Annotated in this window: 21 protein-coding genes; 4 read left to right on the top strand and 17 right to left on the bottom strand. The window is 55.1% G+C overall.

Annotation, left to right across the window (positions count from 1 at the left end):
* Window positions 1-156: 156 nt before the first annotated feature.
* Both IB237_RS23965 and IB237_RS23970 read right to left on the bottom strand, forming a co-directional pair.
* Window positions 157-972 carry a glycoside hydrolase family 108 protein gene (locus IB237_RS23965; protein ID WP_192491258.1) on the bottom strand — a complete coding sequence of 272 codons (816 nt, stop codon included), beginning with the start codon at window positions 970-972 and terminating at the stop codon, window positions 157-159.
* 84 nt (window positions 973-1,056) lie between these two features.
* Entirely contained in the window at window positions 1,057-3,600 is a 2,544-nt protein-coding gene (locus tag IB237_RS23970; RefSeq protein ID WP_192491259.1) for a CHC2 zinc finger domain-containing protein, read from the bottom strand.
* Between the two features lie 406 nt (window positions 3,601-4,006).
* Here IB237_RS23970 and IB237_RS23975 point away from each other — a divergent pair, with 406 nt between their 5' ends.
* Complete coding sequence (locus IB237_RS23975) at window positions 4,007-4,429, top strand: hypothetical protein (RefSeq protein ID WP_192491260.1); 423 nt, start codon at window positions 4,007-4,009, stop codon at window positions 4,427-4,429.
* Between the two features lie 170 nt (window positions 4,430-4,599).
* On the opposite strand, the gene IB237_RS23980 is transcribed toward IB237_RS23975, so the two are convergent.
* Window positions 4,600-5,382, bottom strand: a complete 783-nt coding sequence (locus tag IB237_RS23980; protein ID WP_192491261.1) for a helix-turn-helix domain-containing protein — start codon at window positions 5,380-5,382, stop codon at window positions 4,600-4,602.
* Window positions 5,383-5,590: 208 nt separating this feature from the next.
* Window positions 5,591-5,839 carry a hypothetical protein gene (locus tag IB237_RS23985; RefSeq protein ID WP_192491262.1) on the bottom strand — a complete coding sequence of 83 codons (249 nt, stop codon included), beginning with the start codon at window positions 5,837-5,839 and terminating at the stop codon, window positions 5,591-5,593.
* A 308-nt stretch (window positions 5,840-6,147) separates the two neighbouring features.
* Here IB237_RS23985 and IB237_RS23990 point away from each other — a divergent pair, with 308 nt between their 5' ends.
* Window positions 6,148-6,768 (top strand): helix-turn-helix transcriptional regulator, encoded by a 621-nt coding sequence (locus IB237_RS23990; RefSeq protein ID WP_192491263.1) that lies wholly within the window; start codon window positions 6,148-6,150, stop codon window positions 6,766-6,768.
* Between the two features lie 273 nt (window positions 6,769-7,041).
* On the opposite strand, the gene IB237_RS23995 is transcribed toward IB237_RS23990, so the two are convergent.
* The 9 genes from IB237_RS23995 to IB237_RS24035 all read right to left on the bottom strand — a co-directional run bounded on the left by IB237_RS23995 (window position 7,042) and on the right by IB237_RS24035 (window position 15,752).
* Window positions 7,042-7,437 (bottom strand): hypothetical protein, encoded by a 396-nt coding sequence (locus IB237_RS23995; RefSeq protein WP_192491264.1) that lies wholly within the window; start codon window positions 7,435-7,437, stop codon window positions 7,042-7,044.
* Window positions 7,434-7,637: a hypothetical protein gene (locus IB237_RS24000; RefSeq protein ID WP_192491265.1), complete on the bottom strand. Its 204-nt coding sequence runs from the start codon at window positions 7,635-7,637 to the stop codon at window positions 7,434-7,436. The genes IB237_RS23995 and IB237_RS24000 overlap by 4 nt, the downstream gene beginning before the upstream one ends.
* 104 nt (window positions 7,638-7,741) lie before the next feature.
* Window positions 7,742-7,993 carry a hypothetical protein gene (locus IB237_RS24005; RefSeq protein ID WP_192491266.1) on the bottom strand — a complete coding sequence of 84 codons (252 nt, stop codon included), beginning with the start codon at window positions 7,991-7,993 and terminating at the stop codon, window positions 7,742-7,744.
* Window positions 7,994-8,106: 113 nt separating this feature from the next.
* Window positions 8,107-9,264, bottom strand: a complete 1,158-nt coding sequence (locus tag IB237_RS24010) for a glutathionylspermidine synthase family protein (RefSeq protein ID WP_192491267.1) — start codon at window positions 9,262-9,264, stop codon at window positions 8,107-8,109.
* Window positions 9,265-9,267: 3 nt separating this feature from the next.
* The gene (locus tag IB237_RS24015) at window positions 9,268-9,918 is read right to left on the bottom strand and encodes a DUF1190 domain-containing protein (protein ID WP_192491268.1); all 651 of its coding nucleotides are present in this window, start codon (window positions 9,916-9,918) and stop codon (window positions 9,268-9,270) included.
* Window positions 9,919-9,927: 9 nt separating this feature from the next.
* On the bottom strand, window positions 9,928-10,329 hold the full coding sequence (locus tag IB237_RS24020) for a DUF350 domain-containing protein (RefSeq protein ID WP_192491269.1): 402 nt from the start codon (window positions 10,327-10,329) through the stop codon (window positions 9,928-9,930).
* Between the two features lie 439 nt (window positions 10,330-10,768).
* Window positions 10,769-13,924 (bottom strand): efflux RND transporter permease subunit, encoded by a 3,156-nt coding sequence (locus IB237_RS24025; RefSeq protein ID WP_192491270.1) that lies wholly within the window; start codon window positions 13,922-13,924, stop codon window positions 10,769-10,771.
* 9 nt (window positions 13,925-13,933) lie between these two features.
* Entirely contained in the window at window positions 13,934-15,151 is a 1,218-nt protein-coding gene (locus IB237_RS24030) for an efflux RND transporter periplasmic adaptor subunit (protein ID WP_192491271.1), read from the bottom strand.
* A gap of 43 nt (window positions 15,152-15,194) precedes the next feature.
* The gene (locus IB237_RS24035) at window positions 15,195-15,752 is read right to left on the bottom strand and encodes a TetR/AcrR family transcriptional regulator (RefSeq protein ID WP_192491272.1); all 558 of its coding nucleotides are present in this window, start codon (window positions 15,750-15,752) and stop codon (window positions 15,195-15,197) included.
* Window positions 15,753-15,922: 170 nt separating this feature from the next.
* On the opposite strand from IB237_RS24035, the gene IB237_RS24040 reads away from it, so the two are divergent.
* Window positions 15,923-17,029, top strand: a complete 1,107-nt coding sequence (locus IB237_RS24040; RefSeq protein ID WP_192491273.1) for an acyltransferase — start codon at window positions 15,923-15,925, stop codon at window positions 17,027-17,029.
* Window positions 17,030-17,229: 200 nt separating this feature from the next.
* Here the strand turns inward: IB237_RS24040 and IB237_RS24045 are convergent, their stop codons facing one another.
* Entirely contained in the window at window positions 17,230-18,147 is a 918-nt protein-coding gene (locus IB237_RS24045; protein ID WP_192491274.1) for a hypothetical protein, read from the bottom strand.
* Between the two features lie 247 nt (window positions 18,148-18,394).
* Here IB237_RS24045 and IB237_RS24050 point away from each other — a divergent pair, with 247 nt between their 5' ends.
* Window positions 18,395-19,381: an acyltransferase gene (locus IB237_RS24050; protein ID WP_192491275.1), complete on the top strand. Its 987-nt coding sequence runs from the start codon at window positions 18,395-18,397 to the stop codon at window positions 19,379-19,381.
* A gap of 61 nt (window positions 19,382-19,442) precedes the next feature.
* Here the strand turns inward: IB237_RS24050 and IB237_RS24055 are convergent, their stop codons facing one another.
* Genes IB237_RS24055 through IB237_RS24065 form a run of 3 tightly spaced genes read right to left on the bottom strand, consistent with a single transcriptional unit; the run spans window position 19,443 to window position 26,179 of the window.
* Window positions 19,443-19,787 (bottom strand): hypothetical protein, encoded by a 345-nt coding sequence (locus IB237_RS24055; protein ID WP_192491276.1) that lies wholly within the window; start codon window positions 19,785-19,787, stop codon window positions 19,443-19,445.
* Between the two features lies 1 nt (window position 19,788).
* A complete protein-coding gene (locus tag IB237_RS24060) occupies window positions 19,789-21,570 on the bottom strand; it encodes a hypothetical protein (protein ID WP_192491277.1) in 1,782 nt (593 codons plus the stop codon).
* 49 nt (window positions 21,571-21,619) lie between these two features.
* Window positions 21,620-26,179, bottom strand: a complete 4,560-nt coding sequence (locus IB237_RS24065) for a hypothetical protein (protein ID WP_192491278.1) — start codon at window positions 26,177-26,179, stop codon at window positions 21,620-21,622.
* Window positions 26,180-26,516 lie beyond the last annotated feature (337 nt).

Below are 26,516 nucleotides of genomic sequence, written 5' to 3' on the forward strand. Positions count from 1 at the left end.
GGCCGCTTTGGGAAACCGAAGCGGCTTTATTCGTTTTTGCACTCACGACATCAGGCTGCAAACCGACATTTCGACTGTCGGCAACCCGTGTGCTTTCCGCATAACGGGTTGAAAAGCCGCACAATATCTAAGCAAGCGCCAGATTTGTCATTTGCGTTACAGGGAAACTGTCTCGAGCGGACGGTCCTTCAAGGCGGCAGCCTCTGCCCGGTAGGCTTCTGCCCGCTGGCGGTTTTTACGGTAAATGGCAAAGATGACCAGGGTCGCGAGGAGAACGCCAACCATGGCCAGGCTGAAGCCGGTCCAGGATGGCACACCGGCTGAAACCCCAACCGTGCCACCGGTGCCGAACAGCGCGCCTTGGTTGGCCAGTGTTGCGGCCTTGTCGCTGGCCTTCTGGCCCTCAGCGGCCAATGTCTTGCGTGCCGCAGCACTTGTGCCGGTCGCCGCCAGGTACATGGCAACACCTTTTGCCTCAACCTTGGCAACACGGGCCGACCAGCCGTTTTTGTTGATGCTCCAGATTTTTAAGGAGCGCATGAAGCTGAGACGCCGCGCGCACAGCGATTGGATGTGTTTGACGCCGGCGGTCGCGGACTTGGTTATGGTTTCCGGGCCAATCTTGCCGTCCACCTTCGCACCGATAATCGCCTGCGCTTCACGCAGCGCACGCGCGGGGCCGGAATTGACGGCGTAATCCCAAACCGCCAGATCAAAACCAGCCGGCAGGCTGTCACCGCCCACCGCATCCCAGTAGCGTGTCTTGTAGATCGGCTTCACATCGGCAAGGGTGAGGTTGGCAATATCGAGATGGGGAAATGACGCGGCGGAAATGCCATATTTGGTGCCCTTGAAGGTTCCAACGCCCACTTTACCGCCCGTCCAGTTGCCGGGATCTTTACGGTCTTTCGACAGACCGCCTTCAGCCTGCAACGTAAAATCAAGGCATGCGCCATAGTTGTCTTTTGCCATATCGCGATTTCCCTTGTTGATGAAAACGCGACATTTTTCCAGATAACGGTTGTGCCTATGGCATGGTGGATGTGACGCGGCTGTTCAAAACACCTGTCCATATTGCGTGCCGCCCTGAATGGTCACGCCCTGTGCGACCATGCCGGTGCTCAGGCGTTTCAGCTGGATATTGGGCATGGATTTCAGTCGTTGCGAGAAGGTGTTGACCGGCGGCAGGAAGCTTTCCTTGTAACCCTGATCGACCGCCCAGGTCTTGAAGTCCTCAAACAGCCGGCTGGTGCGCAGCCAGCCGCCTTGTGGTTCAAACGGTGCTGGCACAACGCGGATATCGAACCATTCATTGAGCGGATCAAGCAGCAGCCAGGAATTCAGCGCGTCTTTTGAACTTTCGGGAATGGAATAACCGCCATTCTTTTTCAGCCGGATGGCGCCGGCCACCGCAAAACCCAACAGCAGATCCAGCTCTTCCGCCTGAATGCGCTCGGCAATATCGGTAATGACCTCGCTCTCGGGGATGGTGCGGTTAAATTGCATGACCACCAGACGGCGGCGCAGGCCGCGATCGATGCCGCCATTAAAACGGGGCAGGGTGTTGGTGGTAAAACAGTGCAGGGCGCGGGGCGAAAAGCTCACGACGTTTTTATAAAGGCTGCGGCCTTCAATAGGGTTGCCGGTGACCGCCGCCTTGAATTCCTCACCGGCAATGGCCGCCGCACTCAACTCGTCCGCGACATTGGCAGCCTTGCCAGCAAGGTTGATGATGCGTTTTTCATCGTTGAAAAACGCCGGTGAGATCGATGACACCGCACCTTCTGGCAGAAGCGCGCGAAACAATGCGGCAATGGTGGATTTGCCGTTGCTCGCGGTTTCGCCCAGCAGAATGAAGGCCTTCGGCTGTTTGACCCGCGTCGCAAGTCCGAAGGCAGCCGCCCCCAGCATTTCGGAAATCAGATGGATTTTGCTGTCGGCATCGACATCACCCTTGAAAGCACCGGACAGCAGGCGGTGCAGCAACGAACCATCAGGCGGTTTGCTGTCGGTGTGCAGATGATATTCGGCATCGATGGTGAACCGAAACCGGTCCTGCGGATCATGGTCACGGCAGGTCACCTTGCCGCTGTCATCAATGGTAATCGTGCAGTTTTTGGCATTCATGCCGACCACGGGATTCTTGAAAAAATCATCATCACAAACCCGGGTGCCGAGTTCATTGAGAATGCCGTCAATCATCCGTTTGCCCAGCTTCAGCGGTGTCGCCTTGGCACCGATGGCAACCGCGTCAAGCGCATGCACCGCAAGGCGAATTTTCTGGTCCGGTATCGGTCGCCATGCCGACGGACCAAAGGCCCAGAATTTTCCCTCCGCCCGCACGATGTCGCCGCCACAGGCCTGTTTCAACGCCTGTTGAAACTCACGCGCCAGCCAGACTTCTGATCCGTAGCTTTGCGGCGGAAAATGCTCTGGCATGTCCTCAATACCGTCAACGCCACGCGGTTTGCCCTGTGTTGTGATTGCCGATTTGCCGGTTGATGATTTACCGGGGGCTGATGGTGTGACTGCTGTCGCGGCCGGTTTGCTGTCTGGCGGGGCAGGTGGCAGATAGGGACGTATGGTCTGGCGCATGAATGTTTGCAGCCTGGCCTTTGTCCAGCCGGCATCCACCGCATCGGCACAGTCCCAGCCACGACTGGGCAGGTTTCCGGCCTGCCAGTCCGCATAGGAGAAAACCTCTGCCTGTGAGGCCTTGTCTGTCTCGGTAAACCCGACCAGCTGCACCTTGGCGGCGAGTGCCGTCAGGCGCTGCGCAATATCGCTTGATGTCGACAGGCCCGACACATCGAAATCCGGCCAGATGAGAATGTCGCGACCTGCCAGGGGTGACCAGTCGGTGTGTTTGGCGCCTTGCGTGCCGCCCGCCCATGACACAACGCTGTGTCCGGTCGCCTTGCGCAGGCTGTCGCGGCATTTTTCGCCTTCCACGACAATGACCTTGCCGCTGTCAGGCAGTTCCTGCAGGCCATAGAGAGGTCGTGGTTTGGGGAAGGGGAAACGGCACCATGTCTGCGTGCCGTCTTCCAGCCGCACAAACATCACCATCGGCGTTTCCTTGGTGCCACCGGGCAGGTCGTGCCGCAGCACATATCCCATCAGCGAACCATCGCGGTGGCGATAGGGAAACACCATTGAAGGGGCAAATGCGCCCCATTCCGCGCGTTTGCCGCGGCGTTTGGGATTATAGAGCCGCACGCGGCGGCCGGGCAGCAACGGTTCAACAGGGGGCGTTACCGGCACAATACCGTCATAGGCATCCGTGGCGGGGGTCTCAGCGCGCGAGATGTGATGATGGCTGCAGTCACCGCTGCCCAGCAGGCGCATCGCCTCAGGCAGGCTGACGCCTTTCAGTTTGCGCACAAAATCCAGCACGTCACCATGTTCACCACAACCAAAGCAGTGAAACCGCTCAACGCCGTCCTGTCCGGCATAAATTGTAAATGATGCCGTGTTCTCTGCGTGAAACGGGCAGCAGGTTTGGTATTCGCGACCGTTGCGCTGCAGCCTGTAACCGTAGCTCGCCACGGTAGAAGACAGCGACACGTCGCGGCGCAGCCGTTCGACATCAGATGACATGTTGTTGTGACTCATGTTGAATTATGTTGCGATTATCGCAACGTATTCGACGTAACGCAAGCCATCGGCCGCGAAATATTTGCGGTCAAAGTGGTTTGCGGGTTTTGTGAGCCCGCTGCGCCGTCCCTCTTTCCTGTACTGAACTGCATCGCTCTCTTACGTCATCCCACGTCGTCCCAGGGCTTGACCCTGGGATCTAACCACGTATCCGCAACCGCGACATATCTGGTCAACGTGATTAGATCCTCGCCACAGAGGCGAGGATGACGTGCAGAGGGAGCCACCGGCCGACAAATATTTTCCTGCACAGTGATTTCTGGATTTTTTGCCAGGCAAATATACGCAGTGAAATTACGGTTTTTGCGACAGGACTTGCGGCAGGGTTTAGGCTTTGACAAAAAGAGTTATGTCTCAACCCGATCACGACGACGCCACGATAATTCACCGCTCAAACATGTTTGAGCCGCTGTTATTGGCTGACCCCACCTTTCGGGAGACTTGGGAAAGGCTCCGGCGCGAGCAGGAATCTGACGAAGAGGTGAGTGGCTATTTGATTGCTGGGGAATTCGCCTGCCGTTTGATCCGATGTCTGGAAGCAGGTGATACATCGCGTTTTACCGCCGTTTTTCAAGTTGTAAAAGACTGGCATACCCATGGCGTCCAGTACGTGAAGGACGCAGCAATCGTCGGTTTGCTGGAAGATTTGCAGAACGAAAATCTGCACAACACCACCAAGCCGGACGATTTTCTGCCATGGATGCACCCGGAAACAGTGACATGGTGGCATAAGGTGCGTGACTTCTGGGAAAAGGGAGTGCCTTTGGTCTGAGCGATGGGAGACGTCTTCCACTGCGCAGACGCGCGCCGCTGGCTTCCATCTCTGGCGTCATCCCAGGGCTTGACCCTGGGATCTAACCACGTATCCGCAACCGCAACATATCTGGTCAACGTGATTAGATCCTCGCCTCAGGGGCGAGGATGACGTGGCGAGGAACCCACTCAGGCCGGACTGTCCAACGATGTGGCCCGATCACCCAGAATAAGCCGGTATCCCTGTCGGTACCCCACCGTTTCAACTGAAATGCCGGAGCCCTCCAGCTTGGTGCGCAGATGGGACATGGCCACCTTGAAAGCCAGATACATTTTTTCCTGCGTCGGTCCACCGTCGGGATCGTCGGCATACATTTCGGAAAACACCCGTTCCATGTGTACGGGTTTTCCCTTGCCGCTCCAGATGGCACGCAAGATACGGGCCTGCTGTTCGGTAATGCCATAGACCTGTGTCGCGAGATCTGCGGTCATCACCTGCACACCTGCGCCGCAGCACGGGCAGTTCACGCCATATTTGCTTTCAAGCGGTTGCGGTGCTGGGGCAGGCTCCGGCATGTCCTCCTGCGGCAAAGGCCCGGCAAAACCGATATTGCCAATGCGGTCATTCAGATGGTCGCCATCCAGTGGGCGCAAGATACGGTCTGTCTTGCCGTAATGCCAGTTCCAGACCAGATAGCAGCGCATGTAACGGCGCACTTCCTGACGGCTGCCCAGAGAAATTACCCAGACGGGATCGCCGCCGGTGGTCTTGCGCATCAGCTCGGAACCGGCTTCCGGACGCCGGCGACCGACCATGTTGCGCCAGTACAGCTTGCCATCGCGGTAATCAAACAGCTCGCGGGCGCGCTCCTTGTCGATCTGGTTGAAGGTTTGCCAGCTTGGAAAACGGTCCAGCGGGTTTTCAATCTTCCTGTAGCTGCTGAGGCGTGGTTTTTTGACGAAAATGTTCATGATAAAGCACCCTGACTGACGGTGTTTTTCTGTCTGCATTTGGCTGAGCAGGCAGGCACCGCCGGTTTTCTGGCAAATTGCCGTTTGGGGACTTTGCGAAGTGTGTTGCCACGCCTGCGATAACCGGTGCGAACCTGCCCAAGGCGGCGCTCGCGGTTATCTGCTTCAAGGCGTTTTTGCCGAAGCGGCGAGGGAAAATATGTGTTGCTCATCGCGATTTCACCATCCCGTCGGGACGGCCCTGAAAATGTGATAGGCGCCTGAGATGATTGGCGAGCGAGATCAGGTTTTCTGCGGTCTGGCCGGTGATGACGAGAAGTGTTTCGTCAGCAACCGCACCACCGCGCATCACACAGCGCCCGACAAGATGATCAATCATCTCTGCCTGTTCCAGCATAGACAGCGTCGACTGGCGTTTCGCCATCGTGTCCGTGTCTTGCTGAGGGTTGGCGCGCATAGTGTTTATCCCGGCTATTTGTTGGCGTTGTCGTAATCAACAATATGTTGTGATTATAGCAACGTCAACAGATAACAACACTGATAGGCAGAAAAAATGAAGCGGCTGGAAACGTGGAATTATCAGCGGGCCGCATCACTGGGATTATCGATATGTTTCTGTATCTTGAGCGGGAAAAGATGCCTGGCATCTTATGCGATGAAGACCCGCCGACCGCCGCAATAGTGATCGTCCTTTTCATGTGCTCTTGCAAAATGTTGTGAATTTTGCAACAAATGCACAACGTTGCGCATCCAAGAGAGAATTTTATGGCCGAGATTGATGGCGAATGGTTTCACAACAGGTTGAAGGATACCGGTAAATCGCTGCGTGCGCTTGCCAGGCACCTGAACTCTGACCCGTCTGCTGTGTCGCGCACCTTCTCTGGCAGCCGCAAGATGAAGATGGAAGAGGCGGTCCAGATTGCCATCTTTCTTTCCGTGCCGGTGTCAGAGGTGATCAAACACGCTGGCATCACATCAGAGGCTGATGCTCTGCAAGCAAGAATTCTGCTGGCAGCCACCATTGATGAGGATGGTACGTTGCACATGTTGCCAGAACCCCGGCCGCTGCCGCAGGCGGTTATCGAAAAGGCGCAACTGGCCGCCAGTGGCCATTACACACGGCAGATCATTGCCGCACAGATCCGCGCATCCTCGGGCACTCTGGCAATTTGGGATGATGCCGTCGTGCTGTTTGGCCAGTCGGAACTGGTTGATCCGGCTGCGATTGGCGCGCTGTCCATCTGCGGGCTGCGTGATGGCAAGCAGATTTTGGCCAGGGTGGAGCGCGCCCGCAAAACCGGGGAAGCAGACCTTGTGTCACCAGCCGGCAAGATCGAAGACGCCATTTTGACCACGGCCACACCTGTCATTGCGCTCATACCCTGAGGGTACATAACCCAAGGGGAGGTTGCAGATCAGTTTGGTCTGCCATGTATGGGGTAAGCGTAGCGCCGCTATCGCTGGTGGAACGTCAGCGAAGGGATCGTTGGTCGTGCAGACCGGGCGGTTGTGAAATGTCAGGAAAACGACTGGCACCGGCTGAAGGAGTTTCGCAAAGTCCGGAGTATTCAGCCCCCAACCCATCGTTTTCTTGATGTTGATATAATAACAACATGTTGTGATTATGTCAACATTCACATTAGTCTATTTACCGATCTTTTATCGTTTCAGTTGGCGCGCCAGTAGCGCACCGGCATCGCCAATAACAATCGCCGGGATCAGCACTAGCGCCATATCATTGATGTGTTTAGGCACATCGACCACCACAAGTGACAGCCCAAACCACGGATTGATGATCTGCACACAGTAGATCGCCGCCCACCACAGGCCAAAAGGCACCACGATCAGCAACCGACCAAGGCGCGTCGCGCTCCAGCGATCCGCCGCTTCTGCAACGGCAATATCACGCGCCGCCTCAATGCTTTTGATTGCCTGTTCGGCCGCCAGCCGGTCCTTGTCGGTTTGCGCTGCCAGTTTGGCCTGATAGGCGGCAAGAAGGGGGCCGGTGAACTTTTCCACCACACCGCCCAGCAGGAGATTGCGCAGCCATGTCATTTTGCCCAGCCAAACCTGTGCGCCAGATAATACCAGCCTTCCGCAACAAGGGCGGCTACCATGCCGACAGCCAAGTGCAAACCGGTCGCAAGGTCCGGGTCATTGGACAGAATGTGCCCCATGTCAGGGGCAATCAATCCCTTGGTAACAAGGATTGCCGCGACATAGCGCAGGAAGATGCGGGTGAAGACGAATGTCATGTTTGCCACCTCGATTGAAGATGGCGGCAGCATCGGGCAGGGATGGTTGTGGTGGCCAACCCGGGGCGTTCCCGGCAAAAAAACGGTTACCACTTTCGTAGGGATTAGAGATGAGCAGACAGCGCGCCGGAGGCAAAGGCTTTTATAAGCAGCACGGCCAGCGGTGAAAGCACCAGTAACAGCAAGGCCCACAGCGCATTGCGAATGCGGTCTGCCAGTTTGCCAACACTGCCTTCAATGCGCAGAAGCGCGGCATTGATGTGCGGCTGCTGCGCCTCCAGCGTCACAATCCGCTCCCTCATGTCGTTGATACGCCCATGAAGCTTCTCAAGTTCGCCTCTGGTGACTTCATCCATTGTACCGCTGCCATGTTGATCGTGTGGCGACAGAGTACGGCCGTGATGGTTGCCCGCGAAAATCCAAGCCGTGTCGGACCTTGGGCAAGACAAGAGTGGTTTAACGAGTAGCGTTATCCGCTTATGATGTGCGGTACGAACCGCGAAAGATTGGCTGTTATCAGCGATTTGTCTTCACGAATGCCAATTCCACAGGCCTGATCGCCGACAATCCAGCTGCCCAGCACGGCGTGTCCGGCCTCACTTTCAAACAGCGGTGCATACGCCTGCACGATGTAACCCTCGTCACCGTAATCGCCAGGGGCTGCCAGCACCTCATGCCCGTCACGAAACAGGCTGACATTTTCGCCTTCACGCGACAAAAGCGGTTTCACTACATAGTCGGACAGTCCGGCGGCATCCGCATCATCGGCAAAAAAGCTGGGCAGAAGATTGGGATGGCCGGGATAATGCTGCCACAGCAGTGGCAACAACCCCTTGTTGGACAATACGGACTTCCAGGCCGGTTCAACGAACACCTGGCCGTTGTCGATAAGCTGCTCGGCAAAGGTCTCGCGCAGCATGAACTCCCACGGGTACAGTTTGAAACAGCGCTCGATGATGCGGTTCTGCAGGTCGGAATAACGGCCCTCGGCGTCAATGCCGATTTCCCTGACGTCAAGGAACTGTGCCCTGTGACCGGCCTGTATGGCGCAGTCCATCAGATAGGCCGTGGTGCCGTAATCTTCGGTGCTGTCGGAGATGGAGGCAAAATGGAAAATCCGGTCCTTTGAGAACTGACCAAAGGCATCCACCAGCTTTTCCTGCACGGAGTTGAATTGGTCCGTATCCGGCGAAAGGGCGCCAAGCGCAATCTGGTCGATCAGCCAGTTGTACTGGAAATAGGCCGTTTCAAACAGCGAGGTCGGTGTATCGGCATTGTATTCCAGCAGCTTGGCCGGGCCGCTTCCATCATAGGCCAGATCAAAACGGCCATAGAGATGGCGGTCCTGCCGCTGCCATGAATTGCGCACCACATCATGATACTCACGGGGAATGGCCAGCCGGTGAAGCGCCAGTTCGTCATTGACGATATCGCCGACCAGGTCCATGCACATGTCGTGCAGTTCCTGGCTGGGGGCTTCGATCTCGTCTTCTATCTCTTCCAGCTCAAAACAATAGGCCGCATCATCCACCCAATAGGCTTCGCCATACATTTCGTGAAACCTGAAACCAACGGCTTCGGCTTTTTCACGCCAGTCCGGGCGGGGTGCTAGAGAGATGCGGTGCATAGCTCAGCCTCCCAACCTGAAATGGCTTCCGCTACCGGCACTGTGTCCGCTGCCAAAGCCGCTGCGGCTGGAGGTTTCAGTGCGAGGGTTAAAGGCGCGAGAGTCATAGGGCGCCATGCTGATCACATCTCGCAGCCCGCTCTGCTTGGCCTTGGCGCGTGCTTCAAGGTCCGGAACAACATTCTCACCATTTTTGTTGCGATAGATCGTTCTGCCGAAACTGCTATATCCACCACCACTTGTGCTGGTGCCGGGTGGCGTTTGTTGCTCTTCTTCCATACGCTTGCGGTATGCGTGATAAGTGGCCAGCGAATATATGCCCGAAGGCAAATAAAAGCCTACCAGTTTGGGGCTGAAAACATCGTTTCCGGACGGATTGTTGGCAGGGTTTGTCGGCAGCATTTCACATGCGCGAGCACCATATTCCATTTCACATGCGGGCATATTGATGAACCGCGGCGCAGTCGCAACATGGTCCTTTTTCGCATCTTCTATTGCAACCTTGCACACATCCTCACTTTGGGTTTGTGACAGGCAGCGATCAAGAGAGTCGATGATGGTCTGATCTTTGCTGCAACTCGTCATCATAATCGCACCGGTCGCAAGCGTACCAAGCGTAAGAAAGGAATGTTCTCCCATCAGGCGTCTGACCATGATCGCACCTCAATACGTCATGCAGGCGGCATTCAAAATGCCGATCACAACTGCAATGCCGCCGCCCCAGATACCGGCGGCAATGTCACCATTGGTGATCTTGCTGTGCAGGTCCTTCATCGTGAAATTGGCGATGTAAAAGGCAATGACCTGAACGATGATGCCAATCAATGCCCAGAGCGCATAATCGATCAGACTGACGGAATGTGCAGCAGCCGAGGCCAGCGGCAGGCTGAAACCGAGAAGCGCACCCAGAAACGCCACGATGGCGGCGAGGTTGCCTTCGCGGATCAGCCGGGATTCCTTGTGCGGTGTCAGCAGCGTGTAGATGAAGATAAACAGCCCGTAGCAGGCAAGACCGGTAACGAAATAGGTGAGGAAAGCCGGAAGGCCTGCCAGATATGCAGACATCTAAAGTAACCTTTGTGCGGAGAAACCGGGAAAGACCTGTTGGTGATGGCGCGCTTTAATGAAAGCGGCGCACGCCTGATGGGCCAAGAGCATGTCGTGAGATGTTTACGGTGTGTCTGCATGCCCGGAGCACGCAAGAAAGCCAAACCCGTGCGCAGAGGTGACGGGGAAAAACGTCAAGGTGGGCATGTGGGGCACATCCGAATGAGGTGGGTCGATCGACAGAATCGGACGCTAGCGTTTTTCGCGTATGAGTTGAAGTGATTAATTGCCGCTGCACCTGAATTATCGTCAGGAAAACCTTGTTCCTTGAACGGGACGGTCCGACTGATGGCGCGATGACATTGTCACGATTGCACCAAAAAAAGTGCCCAACCCCGAGGAGGTATCGGGGTTGGGCGTAGCTGCCCGTTTCGGGGACAGGGCGGGCAGTTTGCGTTTAGTGCGACTGCAGCTGTTTGACTTGCGGTTCGGCCATTTCCGTTTCCGTCTCATCCGCTTCCGGACGCTTGGTCCGCAGCAGTTTCAGCACGAAGACGAAGAATGCCGGTACAAAGAACACCGCCAGAATTGTCGCCGAAATCATGCCACCAAGAACAGCAGTACCGATGGCGTTCTGGCTTGCGGCACTGGCACCGGATGCGATGGCCAGCGGCACAACGCCGAGTGTGAAGGCCATCGAGGTCATGATGATCGGGCGGAATCTGAGGCGGGCAGCCTCGATTGCCGATTCCAGCAATGGTTTGCCTTCGGCGTAATTATCCTTGGCAAACTCGATGATCAGGATGGCGTTCTTGGCCGACAGACCGATAATCGCGATGAGGCCGACCTTGAAGTAGATGTCGTTCGGCATGCCTGCCGCCATCACCGCCAGCACGGAACCAATCACCCCGAGTGGCACCACCAGCATCACCGAAAGCGGGATCGACCAGCTTTCATAAAGACCTGCCAAGAGCAGGAACACGAACAGCAGGCTGATACCGAACAGGAACGGTGCCTGCGAGCCGGACTTGATTTCCTCAAGCGACTGGCCTGTCCATTCAAAGCCGATACCATCTGGCATTTCGCTGGCAAGTCGTTCCATTTCCGCCATGGCAACACCGGAGGAATTGCCCGGTGCCGGTTCGCCGGCAATACGCACGGTTGGATAACCGTTGTAACCGACGATCTGCGGCGAACCCTTTTGCCACTGTGCAATGGCAAAGGAGGACAGCGGCACCATGCCACCGCTGGCATTGCGCACGTTCAGCTTCAGCAGATCCTCGACCTGAAGGCGGTTACGATCCTGTGCCTGCACGATAACGCGCTGCATGCGGCCCGCATTCGGGAAGTCGTTGATATAGGACGAGCCGAGATTGGCGGTGATGGTGTTGTTGATGTCAGAGAAGGTTACACCAAACGTGTTGGCCTTTTCACGGTCGATGACCAGCAGAACCTGTGCGGCATCTGGCAGACCTTCTACACGCATGCCCGAGAGAACCGGGCTCTGGCTGGCCTTGGTCATCAGGTCGCCGGCGGCGGCGGCAAGTGCAGTCTGGCCAACGCCGTTACGGTCCTGAAGGCGGAAGGAGAAGCCGCCGGTGGCGCCAAAACCGTCAATGGCCGGAGGCGACAGTGCAAAGCTGGTAGCATCCTTCAGACCAAACAACTGCATGTTCACACGGTCGGCAATCTCCTGTGCGGAATTGCCGTCACCACGTTCACTCCAGTCCTTCAGCGTCACGAACATCAGGGCCGCATTGGCACCACTGCCGGAGAAGCTGAAGCCCTGAATGGCAACAATGTCTTTAACCGCAGGTTCTGCACGGAAGATTTTCTCAATCTGCTCAATGGATGCGGTTGTGCGGTTGGCACTGGCTTCCGGTGGGCCCTGGATATCGACAATCAGGTTGCCCTGGTCTTCCGCCGGAACGAAGGACGATGGCAGGCTGATGAACAGGTAACCGAGACCGGCAACCAGCGCGAGGTAGATCACCATCATCCGGCCGGCACGTTTTGCCATGCCGCTGGTGACGTTGACATAGCGGTTGGTCAGGCCGTTGAAGTTACGGTTGAACCAGCCAGCCAGACCCTTCTTTTCATGATGGCCCTTCTTGATGGGCTTGAGGAAGGTAGCGCAGAGCGCAGGCGTAAGCGACAGCGCCAGGAAAGCCGAAAAGGCAATCGACACGACCATGGTCAACGAGAACTGACGGTAGATGATACCCGTGGAGCCCGGGAAAAACGCCATGGGAATGAACACGCAGGACAGCACCAGCGTAATGCCGAGGATCGCCCCGGTAATCTGCTTCATGGCCTTGCGCGTGGCGGCCTTGGGCGAAAGCCCTTCTTCCGCCATGATACGTTCAACGTTTTCAACAACCACGATGGCGTCATCAACCAGAATACCGATGGCCAGAACCATGGCAAACATCGTCAGCACGTTGATGGAAAAGCCTGTCGCATACATGACCGCGACCGTACCCAAAAGGGCAACCGGCACCACCAGTGTCGGGATGATGGTGTAACGGAAGTTCTGCAGGAACACGAACATCACGACGAAGACGAGAACAACCGCCTCGATCAGTGTCGATACAACCTTGTTGATCGACGCGGAAACGAACGGGCTGGTGTCGTAAGGTGTGGCGTATTCCACGCCGGCGGGGAAGAACTGCGACAGCTCATCCATCTTGGCCTGAACCGCAGCAGAGGTTGACACGGCATTACCAGTTGAAGATAGCTGGACGCCGACGGCAGCGGTTGGCTGACCGTTCAGGCGGCTTGTAAAGTTATAGCTTTCCGCGCCGAGTTCGACACGCGCCACATCCTTCAACAGCACGGTACTGCCATCGGGATTGGCACGCAGAATGATTTCACCAAATGCCTTTGGATCGGACAACTGGCCCTGAACCAGCACGGTTGCAGTCAGGTCCTGCGAAATCGGGTTGGGGGCGGCGCCAATCTGGCCGGCAGCAACCTGCGCATTCTGCGCCGAAATGGCCGCATTGATATCTGACGCTGTCAGATTAAGGCCAACCATCTTGTCCGGGTCGATCCACACGCGCATGGCGCGCTGGGCGGCAAACAGCTGGGCACGGCCCACGCCATCCAGACGACGCAGTTCGCCCAGAACGTTGCGGTTCAGGTAGTCACCAAGTGCCACCTCGTCCATGCTGCCATCGGTGGAGGTAAGGGTGACCATCATCAGGAAGCCGGAGGCGGCTTCTTCAACGTTGATACCCTGTGATGTCACGGCAGAGGGCAGGCGCGATTCCACACGCCGGATGGCGTTCTGCACATCCACCGAGGCCTGGTTGATGTCAGTGCCGGCCTCAAAGGTTGCGGTGATGCTGACGGCACCAGACGTATCCGAGGTGGACTCGAAATACATCATGCCGGAAACGCCGTTCAGCTCCTCTTCGATCTGGCGCGTCACACCCTGATAGATCTCCTGCTGAGATGCGCCGGGATAGGACGTGGAGATGGTAAGCTGTGGCGGCGCGACCTTGGGGTATTGCGCAATGGGAAGAAAGGGCAGGGCAATGATGCCTGCAATCGAGATAAACAGGGCAAAGACCCAGGCAAGGATCGGCCTGCTGATAAAAAACTGTGCCATCTTGTTACCTTACTGGCCAGAAGTTGCCGGGGCCGGCGTTGCTGGTGTTGACGTTGCCGCGTCTTGCGGCTGCTCGGCTTGGTTTTCGCTGGCGACCCATGGTTCAGGCACCACCTTGCTGTCCGGCTGCACCTTCTGCACACCATCGACCACGATCTTTTCACCGGCCTTCAGGCCACTCTCGACCACCCATTCCTGACCGGTCGCCTGACCCAGTTCGACAACGCGCACCTTGGCGGTATCATCACCTTCGATGACATAAACCTGCGCCTTGCCATCCTGGCTGCGCACCACCGCACGCTGCGGCACGGTAATGGCGTCCTGCCTGACGGCCTGTTCAACCTTTACCCGCACATACATGCCCGGCAGAAGGTCACCATTCGGGTTGGGAAATTCAGCGCGCAGCGTGACCTGTCCGGTGGTGGAATCGACATTGGCACTGGAAAACAGCAGCTTGCCCTTTTCGCCATAGACATCGCCGCCATCAAAAACCAGCTCGACGCTGGCCTGTCCCGGTGCCGGGCTTTCAAGGCGGCCGTCATTGACGGCACGGCGCAGCGCCAGCAGGTCCTGTGCCGACTGGGTAAAGTCGGCGTAAACCGGGTCGATCTGCTGGATAAGGGCGAGGCTGGATGTGCCATCCGCCGTCACCAACGCACCTTCGGTGACAAGTGCGCCACCGATGATTCCGCTGATTGGCGCGCGCACTTCGGTATATTCAAGATTGATCTTGGCTTCGTCCAGTGCTGCCTGCTGCAGCGCGACGTCTGCTTCTGCCTGCGCCAGATTGACGGATGCGGTGTCATAATCAATGCCGCTGGCTACATTGCGTTCACGCAGTGTCGTCTGGCGGGCCAGTTGAACCTTGGCATTGTCTCGGGTTGCCTCGGCGCGGCGCAACGAGGCTTCAGCACTGGCGACCCGTACGCGGAACAATTTCGGGTCGATACGGTAAAGAACATCGTCCTGTTTGACGAAGGTTCCCTGTTCAAAAACGCGTTCCTGCAAAATACCGGAAACACGGGCCCGCACTTCCGAAACGCGGGTTGCGGCCACACGGCCGGGCAACTCGTTGATGACGGGAATGGGGTGCGCCTGCAGCTCAAGCACAGCAACGGCCGGCGGCGGCATGCCTTCCTGCGCCAGTGTACTGGTTGCGGTCAGGGCCAAAAGAGAAGTGGCAATAAGGCACGCCTTCAGGCGCGGCAAATATATGCTGCGGTACATAGTGGTTCCTTTAAATATCGGGATCAGGCCTTAAGGCCCAAAATTACGTCTGATCGGGATAGGATGTGTAAATCGTTCGCACACCTTCAAGGATCTTGATCTGGTCTTCCGGGCTCCATTGGTAAAAGCCAAACAGCTCGGTGACGAAAAAGCCGCACAAAGCGAGATAGGACATTAGCGCCGCATGTGGTTTTGGTCCGTCAGCCATCGCCTTGATGTCGGTCAGCGTCCACTCGCGCATCTGCCGCTGCAGTTTTTCTTCTGAGGAGACTGACGCGCACACTGCAAGGGCAACCGCACGCTCCGTGTCATCGACCACCCGTGATGCAGCGTTGATGCGCCCATACAGTTCCGGGTGAGGGGTGTCCGCCGCCGCCTCAACAGCAGCAGACTGCCGTTCCAGCTCCATATTCATCCGGCGATCGATCAGTGCTTCCAGCAGTGCGCTTTTCGACTTGTGGTCATACACCACGGTCGATTTGCTGACGCCAGCTTCCTGCGCAACCGCATCAATGGACAGGCCGGCTGCGCCAAGCCTCACGACGACACGCTCAGCGGCATCGAGAATATCGTCCTTCATGATTTTTCTGGTGCGACCCACAGCGCTCTCCGGATTGTTGTGGGTTTTGATTTACGAACGATCGTATTTAAAAGCAATAGAAAAACGACCGTTCGTAAAAAAATTATCATCTGTCACTGTGGTGGTTCGGTGATTACCTGCCCGAGGCTGCTGTAGATTCCAGTGCTGATCTGCAAGTTGCGGTATTCTTGGTGTTGATTGAATTTGCAATCCTTGCGTGCTACGGCGATAATTTTTTTGTGCGCTGGATTCAAACAAGAATGAATGAACGACTTCAATTGGACTTTCTGACGGGGATGAGGGGCTATGCAGCTCTGGGTGTAGTGCTGTTCCATATTTTCGCAATATTCACTCCCAACATTCACCCGGCTGTTATGGACATTCTTATTCTGGGGCCAAAAGGGGTCATTGTTTTCTTCGTCTTGTCCGCATTTACGATAGCACTGTCGCTAGACGGTCGCCAAAGTGAATGGTGCTCATATGCAGTGAGGCGATTTTTCCGGATCGCACCAGCGTATTATTTAATGCTGGTAATTGTGCTGTTTGGGCGCGAGTCTTCCTTTGCTGCACAGTTCAATACACCTTTTGAATTGCGTAGCTTTATCTTTCACTTGAGTTTTTTAAATTGGATAGACTTTCGTCATGCAAACAACGCGCTTGGTGTGGAATGGACGCTATCGATTGAGGCGTTATATTATATCCTTTTGCCTACATTTATCTGGATTTCGCGTACCGGCCTTGGCGCGGTCTTACTAATTGTGGTGAGTGTAGGATTTCACCTTCTGACACCAGCACCACCAGTAACTGAGCCTTGGCAGTGGTCTCCATTGCCCTACGCAATTTGTTTCGCCACTGGGGTAATTGCTTACAAATATTGGAGTGCAATTTCAGAATGGCGCGTATTTAAATCAGGTGTTGTTTTGATTGTAGTGCTAATGGCTGCGATCCTCATCCGGCCAGTGTTCTCGTTTCCTATGACTATTGTTTGGTGGACGGTAGTCACCTGCGCGCTGTTATTTTCTGGACGGTCTGTGATATCTGAATACATATTTGCAAACAGGATAGCGCTGTGGTTCGGTGAACGCAGCTACTCATTGTATCTAGTTCATTTGCCTTTGCTAGTAATGATAATCCGTAAACAACATGGAGTAATCGGAGCGATCGTGACTTTGGCGCTGTCATTGGTTGCTGCTTACTGTCTTCATCGTTGGATTGAGAAGCCAGGAGTATCGCTCGGCCGCATCCTCGTGCAGAGGGCTTCAAGGATGGCAGAAGTTGGATCTCAACAAAGCCGGTAACTCTCCCCCAATTCAAACCGATTTATTTGTCCTTTGCTTGTGTCGATTATCGGCGTCAGGAGAGAATATCAGAAGCACAGGGCAACTCAGCGCCCTGTGCGTCATGTTTCATGTCTGTGGATTCACGGAGATATCAACCCAAGCATTGCTTACTGCAACGGATCTAAATGCAGTGATCGTACAAAAATGATTTGCATACTTTATGGCCACATCTCGTGATACAGGTCCGCCAACGTTCCGGCATACCACCAGTCACTGTTGACGCCCCAAGTGCCTTGATCTCCTGTGAAATACGTACCGTAAACCTTGCCGTTCCATTCAACAAAGTCGTTGTCTGAGGCGTTAATTCCCTCATATTTGCCAGGAACCAAAAGTTGCGTGGTGGCCGGATAAGTGGCGTTACCTTGCCAACCCTCGACAGTGACAAAATCCCGCGTGCGACCTACATTGGTCATATATCGGGTTCCGTCAAACCAGAGCCAAGTGACCATGTACCAGCCGTCCCCGACGTATTTAATCGTCTGGCAGGCGTTATATACTTCAGGTCTCAATGGCTCACCAATTGGGGACCACGTCTCAAGATCAGTCGACTGTATAAAGCGCCCGGTAAATGCCTTGAACTCGTTGGTCTCATAGACCATCACGTATTTGTCGGGACCTTTTGTCACAGAGCAGTTGAACACCGATTTTCCTGCAGGGGCTTGGACCACGACGCTATCGTCACCAGAAAATGTCCATTTATCAGGGTCGATTTTCTGCTTGCGGATCTCGTTATCCGGTGCCGTCCAGTCAGTAGATCCGAAGACCCATACGTCATTTCCATCCACAAGGAGGCAACCAAGTCCCAAGTCCCAAGGCAGTTCAGCGACTTTCCAAAATACATTCTTCTCGGGATCATACTGTTCAATGACAATCGCCTTGGTATCGTGCGGCTTGGGGCGCATGAACCCAGCTCGATATAAATTCTCACCAATAACGAATGGCGTCTGCTCCCAAATGCGGGGCGGTGTTTTTTCGATGAATGGCATTTGGGTATAAGCCAGCGCCGGGCCTGACCAAACCATCAAAAGAATAGCTAATGTACGAAAGAGCTGATTCCCGCTAAAAAAGTCGGCCATACAAATTCCCTTTTTTGAATAGCGGAAGGATGGTGTTCGCAGACCACTCCCCCGATTTAGTAATCTCAGTACCCGCAGAGATTGTGATATCGCTAAAGTCATGTGCCACATCGCATCAACCTGTTTTTCGGTCAAGCCATGTAGCTAAGAGACCTGCACTAACGTTTGACGCTGACAAATACCGTTCCCTTCCTTATTCTTAGGAATTAGGTTTGCCGCACGCGACAACTCCCGCTATGGGATGGATATGCGCAAAATTCACTACCTTGATGGCCTCCGGGGCGTTGCAATACTGTTAGTTTTTATGATTCACGCCGGTGGATGGGGTCTTCGATCGCTTGGCGATATCGGAAACTCCATTGTTGACCACGGTAAATACGGTGTTACCGTATTTTTTGTTGCCTCCGCTTATGTCATTTGCTTGTCCGCATCGCGGGCATTCGAAGGGCATGATTACAACTGGAAAGCCTTTTACGTCAGGCGATTTTTTCGTATCGCGCCGATGTACTTTCTGACTCTCATAGTCAGCATTCTGGTGCGACAGCCAGATAATTGGCCGCCCACCGTATCAATCATTTCGCACTTCACCTTTCTGAATGTGCTCTATCCTCGATATGCCAACGACATATTATCGGTTGAGTGGTCAATAGCTGTTGAAGTCGGGTTCTACGCGATTTTTCCGCTGTTGATCGTTGCCACGAGACGTAGCGTATCAACTGTGGCATGCGCCGCAGCCGTTCTATCTGTTCCTGCCGTTTTACACGGAGGATTTAAATTGATAGGCGATGATCTTTTCGAATTCAGACATTACACGCTGCCATGGCACGCTTACGCATTTTTGTGCGGCGTTTTGGCTTTTCGCTACCGGGATAGCCTAAAGAAACGATGGTATTTGTTCGTTGCGCTTGCTGCTCTGGCAATGCAGTTGATCGTTGGTGAAGGATCGTGGAGCGGTCCGGTATTTGCAGCCGTCACTGCCATCGTCGTTATTGACGGTCATCACAACGGCTGGTCTGAGAGGGTGCTGTCGTTCAAGCCGCTGACATTCATTGGTGAAATCAGCTTTTCTCTCTATCTGATCCATGCAATTTGCATCTCCACATTCGGCCCGTATCTATCCGTGCCTGCGGCCATTTTGCTGGCTTTCGTCTGTCAAAGATTCGTTGAGGCTCCATTTCAGTCATGGTCAAAGACTATGTTCAGGAAGCCGTCATCTTCTGCGGCGGCACCCTGAATAATATCAAACTTGCATAGGTTGGGGCGTGCGGCATCAATCTGAGGATTGGCCGCGCCGATTATTCGTAATGATCCTGGACATAGACCCAAAGCGTATCCATCTGGTCGGCAGGGAAGTCCAACAACTGCGACAGCCGCACGACCACGGGATCATCCCTGCGGTAAGACTTGCGTCCCTCGATGTCGAGTTCCGCAAGGTAACGCTCGTCCGGGTCTTCAATGGCGGCGTAAACATCAGCTTTTTTAAGAGACAGCAGATCCCATGCAGCCTTCCAGAAGGGCACAGGCTCGATTGGCAGGAATGGTTTGGGGGCTTTCACAGCTTGTTCCTGAAGTGCGCTAAACTCCGCATACTCAGCGGACGTCATTTCACGAAAAATACCGTCAATATATGTCTGTTCCATATCAGCCCCTCCTGCCTTCGACGATAAGACGTCCACTAAAATTGCCGGAACTCATGTAAATGCGCAGCCCATTGAGTGCCGCAGATGTGGAATGGGCACCGCCAACCAGAAGGCTGAAATAGGCGTTTCCGCTATCAACTCCCACAGCCTGTCCCGTGTAATATTTTGATTGCCCCTTGGCCTTGTTGAACTCGAAAATCATGCCTTCGAAGTTGAGATCATAGGTATTGGAAAGGCTTCTATAGCTGGGAGTCAGTGCTCCAACGCCCGACGTGCCTGCATCGTATCCGCTGCTGACGCCAATCATGCCGCTGGCCGAGATATAATAATTTGAGTTGATCCACGTCAGGCCGTTATCCGGGCTAAGTATCAGACAGGGAACCGCGTTGTTGACATTCGGGCGAATTGTGCCGCTGATCCTGATCTGACGAAATGCATCAAGGCCTGTTCTGGTATAGACGGCGACGTTCGATAGATCTTCGCTGTCATCTATAACTTCCCACGGCTTCGTGGTCTCAAGTGTTGTAACGCGGGTCCGCACGTCAGCAACGTCATTGACCAGTTGGGCAGCAGTCAACGTGGCCGCATCCAACGGCGTATCATAAGCCTTGATGAACCAGGTAACAGTGATGTTGGCTACGCGAGTTTCAGAGGCCATTCTACCGTCCGGACTATCGGTAACGGCAATAGTCGTAGTTGTTGCTGTTGATCCAAACCCAGCGACTACAGAAGACACAACGTTTTTTATGCCAAAAATAGCCCAAGAAGATTGTCCCACTGTCGGCATAGCGTGTCTATGATCTTGTAACGCATCCGCCTGAACCGACCCAAAGGCGCGCCCGGCATCACGAAGTGTCTGGCCAGCCCGCCACTGGCGTTTGAACAGTGCGTCATCAGTGGCAGGGAAGACCGGGTTGCCGGCACCATTGACGGACCAGCCGTTCGCCAAAGCCCATGTCCGTAATTCTGGATAGGCTGCCGTAATTTCAAGGCCCGGAATAATCTTGAGATAGCCCGGTGGTGTCGTGGTACCATTGCCGTAGACATCGATGATCGTGCCAATGGGCACGCCGCCATTCAGGTAGGCTTGAGTTGCCCAGTATTTCGCGGAATGGTCCGTGCCATCCACAACCCCATCTAATTTGACAGCCCAATCCTGTGCGCGTGCCGACCATTGCGCTGCCGTCGCTGCGGAGCTTGCCGTCTCAACGGCCGAGGTTTCGGCATCCTGTGCATGGCCTTGCGCGGCATCTCGCGCCTCATGGGCTTGCGTCGCATAACCAGCGGCATTGACGATCATGCCGGAATTTGGCCCTTTGCCAAGCAGACCACCGACCATCATCAGCGTGTCGCCTTCATCGAGATTATTGGCAATTTTTAAGCCGGACTGACCATAATCCGCCAGAATGGAGCGATCGGTCTGCTCCTTGATTTGCTGGATTTGCATTGTCAGCAGATCCATACGCACTTCAACCGTCTCGGCGTAATAAGCGCCCTGGTTTTCGAGATCGGTATCCTGAGTAAACGGCACACCGCGCAGCAGCACGATTTTCTGGCCACTGGCTGGTGCAAAATTCAACACGGCATTGCCGCCGGAATCGTCCGCGACACCGGTGACGGTAAAATCGTGCTGATGGTTGAGAACAGACTCGCTGCCGTCGGTATCGATAAGAATAACCCGCAAATGTTCGGGCTCATAAATCTTGAACTGATATTCAAATGCCGTTGTGACGCCGTTACCATTGTAAGGGCCAGAGCGGTTCACTTCGCTGGGTATCGTCATTGTTTCTCGCGCCTATGGGATTTGGCGAACCATAGGCGCAAGAAGGTTGTCAGGCTGATCTGGTTGTCAGAAGCTGCATGAGTGAGGTTTCTCCGCCCTTTGTCTGCGGCATGCGCGCCTCCAGCACCTGGCTGATCTGTGTGGCCGGCAGGCCAAAAGACAGGCCAGTCGTGTTGAGAGTTGCCATCAAACCGGCGGCATCGATGCCGTTGAGGACACCAGACGCACTGATCATGCCTGCCAGTCTTTTGGTGCCATTGTTGTCCTTGGAACGCTGTCCTTTGCCACGGCGTGGCGCTCCAGTTTTGGGGCTTTCAGCATCGCGGAAAAACGGCATGGTCTCGGCAATAGAGAGAGCTGATACTGCATCACCGACTGGAGACTTGCCATGCGCAATAGCCTTCAACACTGCATCGGTGTAAAACAATGCGGCAATATCAATCGCCAAGGCGATACCCTCGGCAGCATCGTTACTGACCGGCATTCCACCTTGCGGAACACTGTTTTCGCCCGTGCGGGATTTTGCTGTCATCAACGCGCCAAGCGCTGTCAGCAGGGTTTCAACCTCTCGTTCTTGGACGCTGGTCATCGCATTGTCAGAGGGTTTTCCATCACGCGATGTCTGCAACTGTTTTACCAGCCTGTCGGCATGGCTTATGGCCTTGGCCTCGTTGCGTCGATATGTGTCCAGTCCTTGATGATATCCCGCCAGCCATACCGGCACCTCCACCATCTGATAGTTCAGTCGTTGCATCATCCAGGTGGAAAGCCCGCCAAGCAGCGTGTTGCTGCCACCGCTGGAGTTTTCGAACGTGCCTTGCCTGCTGGACATATAGGGTGAAAGCGCCGCCACACGGCGCATCACGCCCGGCCGCAGGGCAGTTTGCAGGTTAACGGCAAACTGCTGCTGACCGATGCCGGTCATGGCCTCTGACAAACCGGACATCTGTGTCATTGATGACCCCAGTTCCGTGGCAAGGCTAGCCGCGGTAACATTGTTCTTTGCGAAACGCGCTGTTCCGCTCAACAACGCGGCGCCAGATGTGTCGCCGGTCGCGGCGTCGCGCAGCCACCCCTGCAACATCACATGGTCTGCACCTTGACCAGTCTGGATAAAGGCGGCCTGAATACGCTCGTCCCGCAACAGGCGGCCAGTGTTTGCCACGACTTCACTGAGTTCCAGATCATGCACCAATTCGTTGACATGGCTGTGCAGCACGGACATATCAAGCTCGAGCGGCATGGCCGTCTGGCCTTGCTGCTGCCGGCCATGAAGGCCGCTGGTATGCGCCTTGGCAAACTTGCCGGCAACAAGCGCCTGTGACATATCATCTGTATTGTCGCGCAGCGGGTAATAACCGCCTGCCAGTTTTTTGCCACCAATCACAACAGGCGTTGCGTCCACCCATTGTGGTGTAACACCGGTTACCCGTTTTTCGCGGGCAGCAATGTCCGGCTTGAACGAAGCGGTATAATCCCAGACGGATTGAACAAAATCCGCGTCACGTGCGTCAAGGTATTTCAACACGGAAACAACCTGTTGCTCGCTGAACGCTCCGGCAATGGTTTCATCTGTCAGCTGTCTGCGGTTTTCGGCAGTGCCGGTGTTCAGCGCAATGGCAATCATGTCCCATTTGGAAATTGACGTTCCAAGCGCTGGCACATGCAGGCGCCTGCCCATGTCCTGACGCTCCGCGGGGGAATAGACGTCATATAGTGCGGCCAGATCGCTCGCGGCCTTTTGTTTGCGTGCCAGTAATCGCCCAGACGCGGCATCGACAGGTGCCTTGATGGCAGCTTGCACGGTGCCCGCTTTTTTTGATCCATCGAGATCGCGTAGCACAAGGTTGGCATTCATGGCCGGGTCAAGATAAGGGCGAGGGCGCCCATACCCCTTAGTGCCGGCGGTACCTCCAGTATCTGCAGCGGCCGGCACCGTACCGTTTCCGATAGACTGCTGAGCGCCCGTTGATGTGTGGGTAAAGGCGCCCAACACGCCGGAAACGGTCTGTTCAAAGTCGCGTGTCTGCTCGGCATCCACCAGCTTGCCGGCCCGCATTACTATGTGTTGCAGGTTACGGATGCTGTTGACCACGCCACGAAGCGATTGCAGCGGCAGTTTTTGGTACGGTATGCGCGTGGTGGAGGACATAACCTCGTCGGTTATTGCCAACTCGTTTTCACGACCTGCCGCCTTCATCTGCTCAATAAATACGTCCAAGCCACCCGTTGCACTTGCCTGCCTGTCTGCCCATGTCCCGAGCTGGTCACTGGCCTGCATGGACTGTGAGGCGTTCAGGTCGTAACGGCCCAGCAGGTCGTCCATGGCACTGTTGTAGTCTATGCGGCCATTATCGTGAAATGATGCGACGGCAAACTGTTCGCGCCTTTCCGGGGTGTCAACGCTTTGAACATAGCGTTCCATCTCCTCCACTTCGTGGGCGATTTTCCGGCTCTCGACATAAAGCGCGTGGTTGAGCAGCTGCCGCTTTTTGGCGGTGTAGAGCTTTTTCGCAGTCTCGTTCTTATCAGCGGATGTGCCGGTTGAGATATCTGCGTCAACGGCGGCATCGCCATTTTGCATCGTCACTGATGTCGCTGGGTCGACCGTTGATCCCGCGGAAAGCTGTACACCAAGACGCTCCGCTTCCTCTGCTGCACGTCGCTCGGCAGCCAGAAAACGTCTGCTCTCCATCGCGTCTGCCACGGACATGGTCGACATCATGGATACAGCAGATGCATGTGCCTCTTTAAGGGTCGTGTTTTGTGTCGTGTTGGACAAACGGCCAAGCGCTTTCAGCTCTATTTCCAGCAATTGCCCGCGGCGGTCGTTGTGAATGGCGTCCATGGCTTTTAGGTCGGCGGTGCCGTCATAAAGCGGATCGCCATGGCGCTCGCGCATGATACGCGCTGTCTCGCTGTCAATCCGGTCGTTGCGGCTCGGCGCCATCACCATGAAACGCAGTAATTCGTCGCCGGAACCATAGCCGAAAATGCTGGCGACATCATCGGGGTCAAGACCACCTTTGTCCGTATAAACGGTCTGGCTGCCACGCGGCAGCAGGCCCAGAATACCATCTCCATAGTGCGCAACCAGCATTGCTTCGTCAAAACGGATATCGGCCAGATGATCAGGCATCTCGCCGTCACCGAGCCAGCGGCGGTTGCTCATCAGCTCGGTCGCCCGGTAGTACCCTTCGGTGTTAACCTGCTGTTCCACTTGGGCGCGCACCGTTGCCTTTTCTTGTGCGTAGGCTTTGTCCTGTTCACGTCGCACCGGCTGCATCACGCTTTGCAGCATTTCCGCACTTGCTTCGTCCTCGCTTTGCTGGCGTGTGGCTGTAAATTCGGCATATGCCGCCTCGGAAAGCCCCATGGCTTCTGCGGAGGAAAACACAGGGCCGCTTTCGCCAGCGTCCAGACGTGCCATTTCCAGCTGGCCGTCACTGACCAGCATGCGGTTAAACACTTCCGCGACCTCGGGGCTGGTTTTCCCGTTAACAGCTGCGCTGTTCACGTAGGCCGTCGTCAACCATTTTCGAGCGGTTTCAAATGTGCCAGCAAGTTCGGGTGAGGGCACTTTGCCTTCCAGCATGTATGTCTGAAAGTCACGACTGAACTGTGTTTGTAGGCCGCTGTCGACTACCGCCGTTTTTGCCGTATTGTCGGTCGAAGCCGTACCAAGAATGGTCGCGCCATCGGTCGCGGCAATGTCGTTGTTATCAACTGCTTGTGCATCAGCCTCTGCAACGTTCTTTGCGCTTTGACCCCACCAGTCATTCAGCTGGGCCATTGCCGCCACCGCCGTCGGCTCACCCTCGTCAGCCATGTCCCGGATATAATTGGTGAACTGGCCAACTACGCCTGCAAGACCAGCGCTGGAGAAGGCCGTAATACCACCGGCTCCCATCCCCCCTAAAGATCGGCTTTCCGATGCGGACGCGCGTTTGCCTCCGGCTTTGTCCTGAGGCAGGGGTTGCACATCACCATTTTCCTGGGGCAGGGCATGGGCTTTGCCGTCTTCACTGGGCAGTGGTTGTGCATCGCCTTTTTTGACCGGCGTCAATTTAACACCGTCACCGTTCTTGGCGCGTGTGTCATCAGTCGCCGGTTGTGATAAGGCTTCGAGATCCATGTCGGCCGGATATTTAGCTGGCGCGTCAAAAGTAAATGTTTGCGGACCTGTCTTCTTCAAGTTCATAAAAACCACTGTCCCATCGAACAATAGTTTACCATAGAGGATAGCTGGCTCGTCGCGGGCGGGTTGACCGCTGGAAATGTCACTCGGCACCACATCAGTTTCGGCGGCTTGATAGGCCTTTCGATCCTCAATCAGAGCATCACTGAGTGTCTTATTAAAATTTTTGAGATGTTCCTGAGCCTTGGTGTAGGACATGGCGTCCGGCGTAAAACGCATTTGTTTTTTTATCGCTGCGTTATCGGGGTCGTCTGCTACGCGTCCAGCAAATTTGGCGGTAGAAATTTTTATATCACCACCGCTGCTGCGGGCTTCATCAAATTGCTGCCTAGTTAAGCCTATTTTTTCAGCAAGTTCGTAGGGGTCGCGACCCTCTGTTTCCAGCAGGTTGGCCAGTTTATTTGCATCCACGTACATGTTTTCCGCGGGTGTGCCTTCGGTTGCCTGCTCTACTCGGCGCTCAAACCCCTCGGGGGAGAGCTGTCGAAGGTTAGAATCCTGTGCTTTCTGTGATAATTCATCTATCACAGAAAGAGTTAAATTGGCTGCCGAAGCTTTTCGTCGATCTATAAATGCCTTAGCTGTGGCTGTACCCATGTTGTGAGGCAAACCCGCCAAATTTTGAAGTCCAGCTGAGAGAATTTCGCCCCATTTTATATCTTGCCCCGCAGCAAGGCGTGCAAAATATTCGCCAACAGAACCACCAATCACATCTGTTGCTGATGAGGAGAACGTCTTGGTGACGACG

Origin of the sequence: Agrobacterium sp. AGB01, from assembly GCF_014851585.1 — a bacterium.
In the GTDB taxonomy this organism is placed as follows: Bacteria; Pseudomonadota; Alphaproteobacteria; order Rhizobiales; family Rhizobiaceae; genus Agrobacterium.

Coding starts and splice junctions, on each gene's coding strand:
- IB237_RS23965 (WP_192491258.1), bottom strand. CDS start 972: ATGGCAAAAGACAACTATGGCGCATGCCTTGATTTTACGTTGCAGGCT.
- IB237_RS23970 (WP_192491259.1), bottom strand. CDS start 3,600: ATGTCATCTGATGTCGAACGGCTGCGCCGCGACGTGTCGCTGTCTTCT.
- IB237_RS23975 (WP_192491260.1), top strand. CDS start 4,007: ATGTCTCAACCCGATCACGACGACGCCACGATAATTCACCGCTCAAAC.
- IB237_RS23980 (WP_192491261.1), bottom strand. CDS start 5,382: ATGAACATTTTCGTCAAAAAACCACGCCTCAGCAGCTACAGGAAGATT.
- IB237_RS23985 (WP_192491262.1), bottom strand. CDS start 5,839: ATGCGCGCCAACCCTCAGCAAGACACGGACACGATGGCGAAACGCCAG.
- IB237_RS23990 (WP_192491263.1), top strand. CDS start 6,148: ATGGCCGAGATTGATGGCGAATGGTTTCACAACAGGTTGAAGGATACC.
- IB237_RS23995 (WP_192491264.1), bottom strand. CDS start 7,437: ATGACATGGCTGCGCAATCTCCTGCTGGGCGGTGTGGTGGAAAAGTTC.
- IB237_RS24000 (WP_192491265.1), bottom strand. CDS start 7,637: ATGACATTCGTCTTCACCCGCATCTTCCTGCGCTATGTCGCGGCAATC.
- IB237_RS24005 (WP_192491266.1), bottom strand. CDS start 7,993: ATGGATGAAGTCACCAGAGGCGAACTTGAGAAGCTTCATGGGCGTATC.
- IB237_RS24010 (WP_192491267.1), bottom strand. CDS start 9,264: ATGCACCGCATCTCTCTAGCACCCCGCCCGGACTGGCGTGAAAAAGCC.
- IB237_RS24015 (WP_192491268.1), bottom strand. CDS start 9,918: ATGGTCAGACGCCTGATGGGAGAACATTCCTTTCTTACGCTTGGTACG.
- IB237_RS24020 (WP_192491269.1), bottom strand. CDS start 10,329: ATGTCTGCATATCTGGCAGGCCTTCCGGCTTTCCTCACCTATTTCGTT.
- IB237_RS24025 (WP_192491270.1), bottom strand. CDS start 13,924: ATGGCACAGTTTTTTATCAGCAGGCCGATCCTTGCCTGGGTCTTTGCC.
- IB237_RS24030 (WP_192491271.1), bottom strand. CDS start 15,151: ATGTACCGCAGCATATATTTGCCGCGCCTGAAGGCGTGCCTTATTGCC.
- IB237_RS24045 (WP_192491274.1), bottom strand. CDS start 18,147: ATGGCCGACTTTTTTAGCGGGAATCAGCTCTTTCGTACATTAGCTATT.
- IB237_RS24050 (WP_192491275.1), top strand. CDS start 18,395: ATGCGCAAAATTCACTACCTTGATGGCCTCCGGGGCGTTGCAATACTG.
- IB237_RS24055 (WP_192491276.1), bottom strand. CDS start 19,787: ATGGAACAGACATATATTGACGGTATTTTTCGTGAAATGACGTCCGCT.
- IB237_RS24060 (WP_192491277.1), bottom strand. CDS start 21,570: ATGACGATACCCAGCGAAGTGAACCGCTCTGGCCCTTACAATGGTAAC.